Annotated in this window: 13 protein-coding genes; 4 read left to right on the top strand and 9 right to left on the bottom strand. The window is 60.7% G+C overall.

Annotated features, from left to right (window positions below; all coding sequences use genetic code 11):
• Positions 1 to 32 precede the first annotated feature (32 nt).
• From HALTADL_RS02995 to HALTADL_RS02985, 3 genes are all read right to left on the bottom strand, one after another.
• Positions 33 to 776 carry a protein-L-isoaspartate O-methyltransferase family protein gene (locus HALTADL_RS02995; RefSeq protein WP_089672536.1) on the bottom strand — a complete coding sequence of 248 codons (744 nt, stop codon included), beginning with the start codon at positions 774 to 776 and terminating at the stop codon, positions 33 to 35.
• 81 nt (positions 777 to 857) lie between these two features.
• Positions 858 to 1,517, bottom strand: coding sequence for an HVO_0476 family zinc finger protein (locus HALTADL_RS02990; RefSeq protein WP_089672537.1), 660 nt, complete (start codon positions 1,515 to 1,517; stop codon positions 858 to 860).
• 120 nt (positions 1,518 to 1,637) lie between these two features.
• Positions 1,638 to 2,588, bottom strand: coding sequence for an aminopeptidase (locus HALTADL_RS02985; protein ID WP_394327358.1), 951 nt, complete (start codon positions 2,586 to 2,588; stop codon positions 1,638 to 1,640).
• Positions 2,589 to 2,692: 104 nt separating this feature from the next.
• Between HALTADL_RS02985 and HALTADL_RS02980 the strand changes: the two genes are divergently transcribed.
• Positions 2,693 to 3,427, top strand: coding sequence for a CPBP family intramembrane glutamic endopeptidase (locus tag HALTADL_RS02980; RefSeq protein WP_089672539.1), 735 nt, complete (start codon positions 2,693 to 2,695; stop codon positions 3,425 to 3,427).
• Positions 3,428 to 3,437: 10 nt separating this feature from the next.
• Here HALTADL_RS02980 and HALTADL_RS02975 read toward each other — a convergent pair whose 3' ends face one another.
• Complete coding sequence (locus HALTADL_RS02975) at positions 3,438 to 3,896, bottom strand: NOB1 family endonuclease (protein WP_089672540.1); 459 nt, start codon at positions 3,894 to 3,896, stop codon at positions 3,438 to 3,440.
• Positions 3,897 to 3,899: 3 nt separating this feature from the next.
• Complete coding sequence (locus HALTADL_RS02970; protein ID WP_089672541.1) at positions 3,900 to 4,145, bottom strand: PRC-barrel domain-containing protein; 246 nt, start codon at positions 4,143 to 4,145, stop codon at positions 3,900 to 3,902.
• Between the two features lie 110 nt (positions 4,146 to 4,255).
• On the opposite strand from HALTADL_RS02970, the gene HALTADL_RS02965 reads away from it, so the two are divergent.
• From HALTADL_RS02965 to HALTADL_RS02955, 3 genes are all read left to right on the top strand, one after another.
• A complete protein-coding gene (locus tag HALTADL_RS02965; protein WP_089672542.1) occupies positions 4,256 to 6,115 on the top strand; it encodes a cation:proton antiporter domain-containing protein in 1,860 nt (619 codons plus the stop codon).
• Between the two features lie 102 nt (positions 6,116 to 6,217).
• Positions 6,218 to 8,005 carry a translation initiation factor IF-2 gene (gene infB, locus HALTADL_RS02960; protein ID WP_089672543.1) on the top strand — a complete coding sequence of 596 codons (1,788 nt, stop codon included), beginning with the start codon at positions 6,218 to 6,220 and terminating at the stop codon, positions 8,003 to 8,005.
• Between the two features lie 237 nt (positions 8,006 to 8,242).
• Entirely contained in the window at positions 8,243 to 8,512 is a 270-nt protein-coding gene (locus HALTADL_RS02955) for a hypothetical protein (protein ID WP_089672544.1), read from the top strand.
• A 31-nt stretch (positions 8,513 to 8,543) separates the two neighbouring features.
• Here the strand turns inward: HALTADL_RS02955 and HALTADL_RS02950 are convergent, their stop codons facing one another.
• The 4 genes from HALTADL_RS02950 to pepF form a co-directional block, all read right to left on the bottom strand.
• Positions 8,544 to 8,921 (bottom strand): DUF5811 family protein, encoded by a 378-nt coding sequence (locus tag HALTADL_RS02950; protein WP_089672545.1) that lies wholly within the window; start codon positions 8,919 to 8,921, stop codon positions 8,544 to 8,546.
• 82 nt (positions 8,922 to 9,003) lie between these two features.
• A complete protein-coding gene (locus HALTADL_RS02945) occupies positions 9,004 to 9,483 on the bottom strand; it encodes a pyruvoyl-dependent arginine decarboxylase (protein ID WP_089672546.1) in 480 nt (159 codons plus the stop codon).
• A 57-nt stretch (positions 9,484 to 9,540) separates the two neighbouring features.
• Positions 9,541 to 10,764, bottom strand: a complete 1,224-nt coding sequence (gene pan2, locus HALTADL_RS02940; protein WP_089672547.1) for a proteasome-activating nucleotidase Pan2 — start codon at positions 10,762 to 10,764, stop codon at positions 9,541 to 9,543.
• 99 nt (positions 10,765 to 10,863) lie between these two features.
• Positions 10,864 to 12,663 (bottom strand): oligoendopeptidase F, encoded by a 1,800-nt coding sequence (gene pepF, locus HALTADL_RS02935; protein ID WP_089672548.1) that lies wholly within the window; start codon positions 12,661 to 12,663, stop codon positions 10,864 to 10,866.
• Positions 12,664 to 12,689 lie beyond the last annotated feature (26 nt).

Genomic DNA, 12,689 nt, shown 5'->3' with positions numbered 1-12,689 from the left:
TTATTTGGACCCCTAATTCCTGAGTGTGTCGCTTACAACCGTTCGTCCCAATCGAGCCACTCGTATTCCCAGCCCGACGGCGCGAAGTAGCCCTGCTCGTCGAACTCGCTGTCCTCGCGTTCGGTGCGGTTGCGAACCGGGGTGCTTGCCTGCTCGCCGTCGACCAACATCGGTCGGAACCGCACTGGGCCGAATTCGGCAGCCGTCTCGACGGTCCGACTCTTGGGATCGCGCTCAAAGGCTACGAGCGTTTGACTGGTCGTGCCCTGTGGGATGACCAGTCGACCACCGGGAGCGAGTTGGTCGACCAGCGCGCGCGGTGGCTCGATGACCGAACTCTCGACCAAAATACGGTCAAACGGGGCGTACTCGGGGTAGCCGTTGGCTCCGTCTCGGCGGTCGACCAAGACGTGGTCGTAGCCCGTCGACTGGAGGTTCTGGCGGGCCAGCGAGACGAGTTGGCGGTCGAGATCGATAGCGTGGACGTGTCGACCGCCGACGATTTCGGCGAGTGCGGCGGCGGTGTATCCGACCCCCGAGCCGACGATCAGCGTCTCATCGCCTGACTGAGCATCCAGCGCGATCAGGAGCCGTGCCACCAGCTCCGGCTGGAGAATGCGCGAGTCGGAGCTGTCGGCGTTGTTGGCGGCCTCAGGGTTGGTGAATTCGTGTCGAGGGACCTTCTTGAGGGCGTCGACAATGTCGGCTCCGAGCGGCTGGTCGAGGCTGTACTCCAGCCCGTCGAGCATGTCCGCCCGGAGTGTTTCACGATCCATTATCCACACTCCGGGGTCGACGGGCTTGAATCGTGCGTTCGACTAGTCGATATCTGGCCGCAGAAAGCGGGTCGAACCGCACTACCAGGCCGACCACGCGCTGGTCGTTTCGTCAGTACCGTAGATGCGTTTGATGTCCTTGGCGTACACCATATCGCCACGCTCGTCGAACTTGTCGAAGCGGTAACCATCGGCGTCGTCGCGGACGATAATGCCGGTAATCGTGAACTCGTCGTCACCGAAGCTGTCGGTGTCGCCAACGGTGAACTCGTAGTCGCCGGGGACGTTGACCTTCAGACTCCGGGTATCGTCACGGGAGCCGTCTTTTGGGTGGAGGGTTACGTTGACGCCAACATTGTCGATCGCGCGCGTCCAGACGGTTTCGACGTCTTCCATGATCGCGCTCTCGAAGCGAGCGTCGCTATCCAGCAGTTCGAGACCGGTGACACGGACCTGCAAGATTGCCTCGGGGGTGTCGACGATGAACTCGTCGCCAACTTCGACGGTTTCGTCGGGTTCGGCCTGGAGTTGCGTGCTAAAGGATTCGCCGTCTTGGGAGACGATGACCTTTTTGTCGACCGTCGAGGTCGATTCGATCTGGGTTTTGTGAACGTGACTACAGTCAGTACAGCGGACAGTGACGTCGCCGCCGGGTTTCAGCACCTCGTGGACCGTTTCCTCGCGTGGCGAACAGGAGGGGCAGGTGAGTGCCACTCTGTCGCCGGCGTCTGTATCGCTCATAGGTCGTCCTCCGAGGGCTGTGGGTAAAAAGTCGTGCTTGTAGCGGCGGTATGTGGCTGGCTACCGTAGTCGACGGCTACTCGTGGAGTAGGGGTCGACTACTCCAGCAGTAGCCACCGACTACGCCGGTAGTTCCAGTTCGACGCCATCCGCAAAGACAGTCGGCTCCCGCAGAATCCCGTCCAGATGAAGCGGCGCATCGGTTTCGCCGCCAATTGAGGCGTTGTCACCGATAGCAATGTGGACGGTCCCGGCGGCCTTCTCGTCCAAGAGAACCGATCCGACGAGGTCGTCGACCCCGACATTCGTTCCGATTCCCAACTCGGCGAGATTGTAGGCCGCTTGCCCGGCCGCTTCGGCGGCGGTCTCGATCTGCTCGCGGATTTCGTCGTCCGAAATCTCGGTCACGTAGCCGTCTTCGACCTCGAACCGGAGTCGCTGGTCGGCATCGAGCAGGCCGTGGGGTCGCATCGTCCCGTCGACAACGTAGGTGCCGGTTGCACTCTCTGGGCTGACGAAGATTTCGCCCGCCGGGAGGTTCGAGAACCCACCCGCCTCGTGGACGATTCCGGTGTCGAGGAGCCACTCACGGTCGCCGATCTGGAACGTGATATCGGTGCCCTGTGGCGAGGTGACCCGGATCTCGTCGGCCTCAACCACCTGTTCGTGCATGGCCTGCGAGTGGGCGTCGATAGCCTCGTAGTCGGCGTCCAATCCCTTCGTGAACACTGATTCGGTGATTCCGGGTAGGGTTGCACCGCGGGCACCGGCCTCGCAGGCGGCCCCGCGGGCGCGGGTATGACTCAAACTCTTTGTCGTCGGTGCGAGGAAGACATCGGCCTCGCGGAGGGCTGCTGCGATAGGTTCGGGTGGCTCGGTACCGTGCTGTTCTCCGGGTGGGTAGCGGACGATCACTGGGTCGTCGGTGATCTCGCTGGCGACAGTGTAGAGGGTCTCGCCAATTCGTTCGCGTTTGTCGTCGGTGACAATCAGACAGGTCTCGGCTGGGCCGAGATTGAGACACTGGGTGAGTGCCGTCTCGGCGGCCGCTCGTAGCTCGGCGTCGCTCATAGGTGTCATTGCTATCGGCGCGGGTTATCCCTTTCTGTCGTTTGAGGGGTGGATCAGCCAAATCGGTGTCTCTAACAGTCGCCCGGTCGTAGACAGCGGCAGTAATGGCGCAGTCAGCACCGACCGGCCGTCGACTCCAACACATCGGTGAAGCTATTCTCGTTATCTTCGGTGCCTATTTGGCAGCGAATATCACCAAAGCAGCCACCGACCCACTGGTGATATCACTCGTCGGCTCGGTGGTCTCGACCAATATCGTCGGGATCACCCAAACAGCCATCCAACTCCTAACGATAATTGGTGTTGTCGCGCTGTATCTGCGGGTCGTCGACACCGACAGGCTGGTCAGGCTGATGCTTCCCACCCCTCGCAGTGTCGGAGTTATCGTCGGCGGCACACTCGTCCTGTTGGGTGGACAGTATGTGATCAACCAACTGCTCCAGTGGGCGAACTTCTCGCCGGGTGCCAATCAGGCAGTGACCGCGGGCGTCGGCGATCCGCTCTACTATCTGCTTATGGTCCCCGTCTCACTGCTGTTGGTGGGTCCCGCCGAGGAACTCTTGTTTCGAGGCGCCGTACAGGGTCGGCTCAGAGAATCGTGGGGACGCTGGCCGGCGATTATCCTCGCCACCGTGCTGTTCGGGCTGATCCATATTCCCGCGGTGAGCGGCGGGTTCGGTGCCCAACTCTCGTATGCACTGCTGGCAGGAGTGCTCGGTCTCGTGCTTGGCTATCTGTACGACTACACCCAAAACATCGTGGTTCCGTCCGTGATTCACGGCAGCTACAACGGGACACTGTTCGCACTGCTGTATCTGGGCGAAATCGGCCTCCTGTAAACAGCGACAGTTAGGCCGGGTTTTTGCGTGTAAGGTCGCTGCCACAGATCGGGCACCGCTCGTGGTCGTCGTCGAAGGTGCGGCCACAGCCGGCACACTGGAACTGCCAGTCGCGCTGTTCGGTAATGCCGTCGCGGGCGATGACTTGGACCGAGACGTTCAGTCGCTCGGCGACGTTCTGCATCGCGTAGTCGTCGGTGACGAGCGTGCCGTCGAGTTCGAACGCGGCCGAAACCAAAAGCAAGTCGGTCTCCGAGAGTTCGTCGGCGTCGCCGGTTTCGGTGGCGACGCGTTGGACTTTCTCGGTGGTGCCATCGGCGGGAATGTGGATATGCATTCCGGCACCCTCCTCGGCGTCGAACCGGAAGGCGTGTTCGCCTTCCAGTTCCTCGTGGACCTGCGGAACGGAGGCCGTCTCGTCGTCAGTGTGATACTCGTGAATAAAAGCCGACGTGTCGAGGATTTCCATTCGTTAGCGAGAGACGACGATGTAGTCTTTGACGGCCTGAACACCACTGATAGGGATCTTGAGTCGACCGGCCTCGTCGGTATCGAAGCCGACAGCGTGGGCCGAAATCCCCTCGTTGGGAACGACAAGCAGGCTGCGAAGCCCGCCCGTCTTCATCTCCATCGTAATGTTGTACAGATCACCGAGTTCGGTGCCATCCGTCCCCATCACCGCTTTCCCGGAGAGGTTTTCGGCGAGTATGTCTACCATACCTCTGCTAACCGGACGGAATTATATAAACACCACGGGGACCGTCTGACGACTGTCTGTCGCTCTTCGAACCTACCAAGTTGTTATCAGTACTCCACGCGTCTATTGTAATGTCCGTGTCCTCCAGTGTGCTCACCGTCACCGCGATTATTTTGGCCCTCGGCATCGGGGCCCAAGTGGTCGCCAAACGCCTCAAAATCCCGAGTGCCCTGTTTCTCATTCTGATTGGTGTCGGACTCGGGCCGTCCGGACTGGGGCTTGTGACATCCGAGACGTTCGGGGAGGGACTGTCGACGATCGTCGGGCTCAGTGTGGCGATCATCGTCTTCGATGGAGCCTTTCAGCTCCGCCGAAAGAAACTCCAGTTGGCCCCGAAAGCCATCACCGGACTGACGACAGTCGGTGCGCTGGTGATGTTCCTCGGCACGGCACTGGCCGTCCGGGTGTTTCTCGGGACCGACTGGGGGCTCTCGTTGCTCATCGGCTCGCTTTTGATCGCAACCGGACCGACCGTCATCACGCCGATTTTGGACGTGATTACGGTCCGTGAACATGTCGAGACCACCTTCGAGGCCGAGGGGATTTTCAACGATGTGACTGCGGCGATCCTCGCTATCGTCGTCTTCGAGACGCTAGTCGTCGAGTCGATGCCACTGGCGCTCCCCGGCGGCTTTCTGGCCCGACTGGCCGTTGGCGTCGGTGTCGGTGCTGCGGTCGCCATCAGTATCCGGGCGCTGCTCGTCTGGATGACGATCCCGGCCGATGACGCCCCCCGTGTCGCCCGGCTCGTCGTGCTGTCGGCGGTGATTCTCGCCTACGGGGTTTCGGAGGCACTGTTTCCGGAAACGGGTGTTGCAGCAGTGGCTGCTGCCGGACTTATCATGGGCAACATGGACCTCCCACACCGCGAGTCGATCCACGACTTCAACCGGGATCTGACACTGATCGTCCTAGCGATCGTGTTCATCGCACTGGCCGCGCTGATCGAGTTCGACGCGCTGTTGGGCCTCGGCATCGGCGGAATCGGTGTTGTTGTCGTCGTCACACTCGTCATTCGCCCACTTGTCGTCCTGCTTTCGGCACGCGATCCACAGTTCAGCCGCAACGAGATGGTGTTCGTGAGTCTCGTCGGCCCGCGTGGAATCATCCCCGCCAGCATTGCCACCCTCTTTGCGATTGAGCTCCAGGGAGCCGGACAGTTCGACGAGGCCCAAATCCTCGCCGGAACCGTCTTTTTGGTCATTCTCGTGACTGTCATCCTCCAGGCCGGACTCGCCCGCCAGATCGCAACCGCACTCAACGTCATCCCTATGCGCACAATCCTCATCGGCGGCGGCCGCGTCGGCCGCATGCTCGCCGAACGACTGGAGAACCGTGGCGAAAACGTCGTCATCCTCGATACCGATCAGGAGACTGTCGACCAACTCCAAAAAGCAGGCCACACGGCCCGACAGGGCGACGGGACCGAAACCGACGTGCTCGAAGCGGTCGGAACCGGAAATGCAAAACGAGTGGTTGCGGTCACTGGTGATGACGATACCAACCTGCTTGTGGCCCAGATCGCCCGCACCAAGTTCGGTATCGAGAACGTGTTGGCGCGGGTCAACGAACCCGAAAACGTCCAAACGTTCGAATCGCTGGACGTGACCGCAATCAGTGCCTCCGAGGCGACCGCGTGGTCGATCGACAACGAGATCGAACGGCCGGAACTCGCCCACTGGATGACCAAACTCGGCGAGGGCCACGACGTCCAAGAGATCGAACTCACCGCCGACGATCTCGTCGGCCAGACGATACGTGAGGTCAACAGTGCGATCCCGGATGGCTGTATCATCGCTGTCATCGGCCGGGGTGAGGAAACACACGTTCCCTCCGCTGACGAGGAACTCGACTACGGCGATCACGTCACGTTCCTCGGTCGACACGAGGCCGTCGAAGGGGCAGTCCGACGGTTCCATCCACACAACTAACGGCACCGACCACATCGCGCCGCGCCGTGGACCGAAAGTTGAAACACTTAACACCAACGCCACACTGAACTCTCATAAAGCGACCTTTTGAGGTTTTATTCCATGTCTGATCAAGCCAACTCGTTACGTACACCCATCGTCGCCGTCCTCGGCCACGTCGACCACGGCAAGACCAGTTTACTCGACAAGATCCGCGGCTCGGCGGTCAGCGACGGCGAAGCCGGGGCGATTACCCAACATATCGGTGCAACGGCGGTCCCCCTCGAAACCATCTCCGAGATGGCCGGGAGTCTCGTCCAACCCACCGATTTCGATCTCCCCGGACTGCTGTTTATCGACACGCCGGGGCACCACTCGTTTTCGACGCTCCGAGCGCGTGGCGGTGCCCTTGCGGATATCGCGATCCTTGTCGTCGACGTCAACGACGGGTTCCAACCCCAGACCGAGGAGGCAATCGACATCCTCCAGCGAACCGGCACCCCCTTCGTTGTCGCCGCCAACAAGGTCGACACGACACCGGGCTGGAACCCAGTTGAGGATTCGCCGATCAAGCCCAGCTACGACGGCCAAAGCGATTCGGCCCGCAGTCGACTTGACGAGAACCTCTACGAACTCATCGGCCAACTCTCGGATCGGGATTTCTCGGCGGATTTCTACTGGCGCGTCCAGAACTTCCAGAACAACATCGGCGTCGTCCCCTGTTCGGCGCTCACCGGCGAGGGCGTTCCGGACATCCTCGCCGTGCTGATGGGGCTCTCCCAGCGGTTCATGAAAGCCGAAATGGAGATCGATGTCGAGGGCCCCGGCGAGGGAACCGTCCTCGAAGTCAAAGATCAACAGGGGTTCGGCGCAACCCTCGATGTCGTGGTCTACGATGGCATCATCCGCGAGGGCGATACCATCGTCGTCGGCGCGAGCGACGAGCCAATCGTCACCGAGGTTCGGGCGCTCCTACAGCCGCGGCCCAATGCGGAAATTCGGGTCGAAAAACGCTTCGAGCGCGTCGAATCGGTCGGCGCGGCCGCGGGTGTCAAGATCGCCGCGCCGGATCTCGATAAGGCAATCGCCGGCGCGCCCGTTCGCGTCGTCCGTGACCGCTCTGAGGACGAGGTTATCGCCGAAGTCAAAGCCGAACTCGCAGAGATCGAGGTCGACACCCAAGAGGAGGGCGTCGTCGTCAAGGCCGACACCCTCGGCAGCCTCGAAGCGATGGCCAACGCCCTCGAAGAGGCCGAGATCCCGATCCTCCGCGCGGAGGTCGGCGACATCGCACCCCGCGACGTTGCGGTCGCCGGCACCGCCCGCGAGGTCGAGAACAAAACGATTCTGGGGTTCAACGTCGACGTACTGCCGAACGCCGAACGCGAACTCGAACAGTCCGACGTGCGACTGTTCGACGATGACGTCATCTACCAACTCGTCGAGGAGTACGACGAGTACGTCGAGGAGATGAAGCGGTCCCAACAGGAGACGATTCTCGACAAGATCATCCGGCCCGCCCGGTTCCAAATTCTGCAGGACCACACCTTCCGGCAGTCCGATCCGGCGGTCGTCGGCGTCGAGATCATGTCCGGGACGGTCAAAAACAACACCAACGTCGCCAAATTCGAGAACAACGAGCCGAACCGTGTGGGCGAACTCTCGGGGATCCAGTTGCAGGGCGAAGACGTCTCGGAGGCACGGGCTGGCCAGCGAGTGAGTATCGCGATTGATGGGCCGACCGTGGGTCGACAGATCGAGGAAGGCGACGAGCTGTGGGTCGACCTGCCCGAAAAACACGCTAAAATCCTTGAACAGGAGCTGTCGGACGATATTCCGGCCGACGAACTGGAGGCACTCTCCGGCTATCTCAACAAGCGCCGGAAACGCGACCCGTTCTGGGGGAAGTAGAGTCGCTGATTCTATCCAGACATATAAGTAAATCTAACCTATTTTTGTCGTGGGCGAATCGGACCCTGACTGACCAACCACTGTTCACACCCACCTCGGTGGGTTTCGGCCGTCTCGAATACTTGTGACAGTCTCGATTACAGTCGACACACTCTGTTCGTGATGACAGACACGACTACCGTAATATGTAAGAATATAAGTGGAACGGCTAATTAAATATAATTAGAGAGATAGCGGATGAGTCGGAACCACTCACAAGTTGAGACGGCAGACGGTGATCGACGGCCCTCACAGTTTGATCTCCTACTGGCAGCGATACCGCTCGCACTGTTGGCAGGCCTCAGCAGTGTCTTCTTGTTCTCAGTCCCGCAGTTCGTCGGCGTCGCTCTCGGCGCAGCTATCGCTGCGGGACTTATTGGCTACAGTGTGTACGCAGTCGCACGGATTATGTCTAGATCCAACAGTCGAGAGCCACGACTCCACGAACGGTCACATCAGGCTGATTGAAATAGCTGTTCTCGAACGAGCCTAAAAACTGCTATCGGGCTGTTGGCGTAATGTTGTCACCGACAGCGTCCATCACCTGCATCACAGCACTGGCCGCAAGTCCCTGTGCGACCTCTTGCTGTGTGTCGACGTCAAGTCCGGATTCCAGATCTTCGGGCGTCGGTGAGTAGCCCGCCGTTACCGGGTGACCCGCCGGCGGATCGACCGCCACCGTCGCGGTCGCACCGCTGCCGGAGGTCAGCTCGGAGCCGACATGGTACCCCTCTGGGAGATACGACTGTGTCTCGTCGACGATGCCGGCAACGGCATGTCGGAGGGCGTCTTTCTGCCCACCCGACAGCTCTTCGGCGTTCGGCGACTGGTCCCCACCAACCGGCGGTCCCCCGGACCCCGTGTAGTTTCCATTCATATGATCGTTACTCAGTATTGGTGTGGTGGTCGTAAAAAGGCGTCGCCGGGGGCAGACGACCGTTTCAGCGACCACAGCCGCCCTACAGGATCGGCTCGCTGTCACCGTAGGCCGCCAGCACAACTGCGGCCGTGTAGCTCCCGTCGACCGGCTCGGCAGTCGACAGCTTCTGATCTTGCTCGGTGAACGTCCACTCGCGGAGTTCACAGCCGGCCGCCAGCCCCTGACGAATCTCCTCGGCGACTGCCTCGCGGTCGGTCCCCGAGGCCTCGTAAAACAGTCCGGGACCGGGACCGGTCGCCCAGCCAATGCCAGTCGTAATCGACTCTGTGTCGGTGTCAGGTCCAGCGACGATTTTCCCCTGAACGACCGTGAGTTGGTTCCCCGCTGGGCCGAGGTCGGGGGCCTCGTCGACGACCGCAAGCTGGCCGTCGGCTGGAATCACCGACGAGACCGTGATCAGGTTGTAGTTATGCAGATTCGCGTCGGCAAGCGCGGCATCGTAGGCCGACATCTCGGTCGGCGCGACACCCACCCCACCTGCGACGTGAATAGTGGTCATTACTGAGAAACGGCGGTCGGGGCGGTAATCGGTTACGAATTGCAGTCGGAACTGGAACTAGTACTGGTAGCGAACGACGCCGTGTTCGGTCTCGCCACGGGAGAGTTTCTCGCGGGCGTAGTCGATATCCTCGCGGGTGACCGTCGTCCGGTCGTTGCGGATCGCGAACATCCCGGCCTCGGTCACGAGGCTCTCGATGTCCGCGCCACTGTAGTCGTCGAGTTCCTCGGCAAGTTCGGCGAAGTCGATCTCGGGGTCGACGTTGATCTCTCGACTGTGGATTTCGAGTATTTTCTCCCGGCCCTCGACGCCGGGCTTCGGTACTTCGATAAGCCGATCAAATCGGCCGGGACGCAGGATGGCCTCGTCCAGCATGTCGAAGCGGTTGGTCGCCGCCATAATGCGGATCTCGCCGCGGTCGTCGAAGCCATCCATCTCCGAGAGCAGTTGCATCATCGTTCGCTGGACCTCGGCGTCCCCGGAGGTCTTTGAATCAGTGCGCCGGGAGGCGATGGCGTCGATCTCGTCGATGAAGACGACCGCCGGCTCCTCTTCGGCCGCCAGCTGGAACAGATCCCGGACCAGCCGCGCACCTTCGCCGATGAATTTCTGAACCAGCTCGGAGCCGGTCATCTTGATGAACGTCGCATCGCTTTCGTTGGCGACGGCCTTCGCCAGCATCGTTTTGCCGGTGCCCGGTGGACCGTGGAGGAGGACGCCCGACGGCGGCTCGATACCGACCTGTTCGAACTGCTCGGGGTTGTCGATTGGGTCCTCGACGGCCTCCCGGACCTCCCGGACCTGATCATCGATCCCACCGATATCCTCGTAGCGGACGTCGGGCGACTCGGTGACCTCCATCGCCTGTGCCCGTGAGTCGGTTTCGTCGTCCAGCACCATCTGGACGCCGAACGATTCGTTGATCGCAACGCGGTCGCCCGATTCAATCTCCTCGTAGAGCTGCGGGGAGACCTCGGTCAGCACCTCCTGATTGTTGCCGTGCTGTTTGATAACGAGACTCTGGTCGTCAGTTAGCTCTTCGACGCTGGCGATATAGAGCGCCGAGGTTTTGAGCGCCTCGTTGTGGTCCTTAAGTTGGGAGACCTCCTCTTGGAGATCGTTGCGGCGGTCGCTGGCGTCGGTGAGCCGGTCGTCGAGTTCGTCGTTGACCTCGACAAGCCGAAAGAAGTGCTTACGGATCGCATCGAGCCGCTCGGCAGTCGACATCTCGGGGTCTAGGTCCAGCCGTGGGCGGTCCGGAAGCGACGGGCTACGTGACATTTGTTGTCAGTGGTTGGAACCGGACGTAAATGGGCCTTTGGTCTCGGGCAACTGTTGGGCCGACGTCCCGTAACCAACGACAGTCGTCGACTCCTCTGACTACAACAATGCCGCAACCCGGTCGAGATAGTCGCCGTACACCGAGAGCGCCGACTCGATTGGGTCGGGGGTCGTCATATCGATGCCTGCGAGTTCGAGCGCCTCGATGGGGTAGACGCTCCCACCGGCACGCAGCATCTCGCGGTAGGCCGCCGCAGATTCCTCGCCAGCCTCGCCGTCCTGCCGAATTCCCTCGACAATCGCGACCGCCGCCGAAATCCCGGTCGCATACTGGTAGACGTAGAAGTTGTAATAGAAGTGGGGAATCCGCTGCCACTCCCGCTGAATGTGGTCGTCGACTGACGCCGGCTCGTAGTAGCTCGATTTGAGATCGCCGTACAGCTCGTCGAACACGTCGGGTGTCAGCGGCTGGTCGGCCTCGGCGTGTTCGTGAATTTGCTGTTCGAACTCCGCGAACATCGTCTGGCGGAACAGCGTCGACCGGAACCGTTCGAGATACTCATCGAGCACGTGCAGGCGGAGTTCGTCGTCGTCGACGGTCTCCAGCAGATGGTGGGTCAGGAGCGTCTCATTAACCGTCGACGCGACCTCGGCGACGAAGATTTCGTAGCCTGCATCGTGCCATGGCTGGGCCTCGGCCGACAGCTCCGAATGCATCGAGTGACCCAGCTCGTGGGCCAGTGTGTACATCGACGAGATGTCGTCCTGATAGTTCATCAGGATGAACGGTTGGGTGTCGTAGGTTCCCGACGAAAAGGCCCCCGACCGCTTGCCGCGATTTTCGTAGACGTCGACCCATCGGCTCTCCAGTCCTTCGGCCATCCGCTTTTGATAGGCCTCGCCTAACGGTGCGACCGCCTCGATGATCCAGGATTTGGCCTGTTCGTACTCGATATCCGGTCCCTCCTCACCAGTGAGCGACATGTACAGATCCCACGGCTGGAGTTCGTCGACGCCGAGAGACTCCTGTTTAAGCTCAGCGTGGCGGTGAAGTTTGGGGAGATTGTCCCGAACGGTGTCGACGAGGGTGTCATACACTTCGACCGGGACGTTCGGGCCGTCAAGGGCGGCCTCGCGGGCCGTCTCGTAGTGACGGGCCCGGGCGACTTTGACGTCCTTTCGGACCTGCTTTTTAAGCGAGGTGCCGACCGTATTTCGCACGCCTTCCCACTCGTCGTAATACTCCTCGTGGACCAGCTTCCGGAACGCTCTGTCCTCGTGTTTCAGGAGCTTCGTAAAGTTCCCTTGGCTAATCTCGATCTCATCGCCGTCGGGGTCTTCGACGGTCGGGAACGTCATATCCGCATCCGCCAACATGGAGTAGATTTCGCTGGGCGAACTGGTGACTTCACCCAGTTCGGCCAGCAGTTCTTCGACCTCTGCTGAGCGAGTGTGTGGTTTCGCTCGCAGGACATCGTCGAAAAACTGGTCGTAGTTGGCGAGTTCCGGCTCGCTGTCGACAAATTCCTCGATATCAGCCTCTGTCAGTTCCTGCAGTTCTGGCTCGATGTAGGAAGTCGCGCTTGAGGCCTCCGAGGAGAGTGCTTGGGCCTTCCCTGAGAGTGCCTGATACTCCTGATTTCTGGTGTCTTCACTGGCTCGAAGGTTGGCATACACTGCGAGCTGGGAGACCTCTCGCATAATCTCTTCCCGGAGTTCAAGCAGTTCGAGCAGCGTTTCCGGGCTTTCGGTGACTCGGCCCTCGTAGGCAGTGAGTTCGTCGACGCGATCCGAAACCGTCTCGAACTGTTCGCGCCACGCCTCGTCGGACTCGAAGATGCTTTCGAGTGCCCATTTGTGTTGTTCGGCCAGCTCAGATCGTTCGGGAACCGTACTCATGGCCGACCGAAGGCCGAGAGCGCGTG

The organism is Halohasta litchfieldiae (genome assembly GCF_002788215.1).
GTDB lineage: Archaea > Halobacteriota > Halobacteria > Halobacteriales > Haloferacaceae > Halohasta > Halohasta litchfieldiae.
This window is presented reverse-complemented; position numbering and strand designations above follow the sequence as displayed.

What these genes read in the sequence shown, in the direction of transcription:
- HALTADL_RS02985 (WP_394327358.1), bottom strand. Translation starts at nt 2,588, where the DNA reads ATGAGCGACGCCGAGCTACGAGCGGCCGCCGAGACGGCACTCACCCAG.
- HALTADL_RS02980 (WP_089672539.1), top strand. Translation starts at nt 2,693, where the DNA reads ATGGCGCAGTCAGCACCGACCGGCCGTCGACTCCAACACATCGGTGAA.
- HALTADL_RS02975 (WP_089672540.1), bottom strand. Translation starts at nt 3,896, where the DNA reads ATGGAAATCCTCGACACGTCGGCTTTTATTCACGAGTATCACACTGAC.
- HALTADL_RS02995 (WP_089672536.1), bottom strand. Translation starts at nt 776, where the DNA reads ATGGATCGTGAAACACTCCGGGCGGACATGCTCGACGGGCTGGAGTAC.
- HALTADL_RS02945 (WP_089672546.1), bottom strand. Translation starts at nt 9,483, where the DNA reads ATGACCACTATTCACGTCGCAGGTGGGGTGGGTGTCGCGCCGACCGAG.
- HALTADL_RS02990 (WP_089672537.1), bottom strand. Translation starts at nt 1,517, where the DNA reads ATGAGCGATACAGACGCCGGCGACAGAGTGGCACTCACCTGCCCCTCC.
- HALTADL_RS02970 (WP_089672541.1), bottom strand. Translation starts at nt 4,145, where the DNA reads ATGGTAGACATACTCGCCGAAAACCTCTCCGGGAAAGCGGTGATGGGG.
- HALTADL_RS02955 (WP_089672544.1), top strand. Translation starts at nt 8,243, where the DNA reads ATGAGTCGGAACCACTCACAAGTTGAGACGGCAGACGGTGATCGACGG.
- HALTADL_RS02965 (WP_089672542.1), top strand. Translation starts at nt 4,256, where the DNA reads ATGTCCGTGTCCTCCAGTGTGCTCACCGTCACCGCGATTATTTTGGCC.
- pan2 (WP_089672547.1), bottom strand. Translation starts at nt 10,764, where the DNA reads ATGTCACGTAGCCCGTCGCTTCCGGACCGCCCACGGCTGGACCTAGAC.
- HALTADL_RS02950 (WP_089672545.1), bottom strand. Translation starts at nt 8,921, where the DNA reads ATGAATGGAAACTACACGGGGTCCGGGGGACCGCCGGTTGGTGGGGAC.
- infB (WP_089672543.1), top strand. Translation starts at nt 6,218, where the DNA reads ATGTCTGATCAAGCCAACTCGTTACGTACACCCATCGTCGCCGTCCTC.
- pepF (WP_089672548.1), bottom strand. Translation starts at nt 12,663, where the DNA reads ATGAGTACGGTTCCCGAACGATCTGAGCTGGCCGAACAACACAAATGG.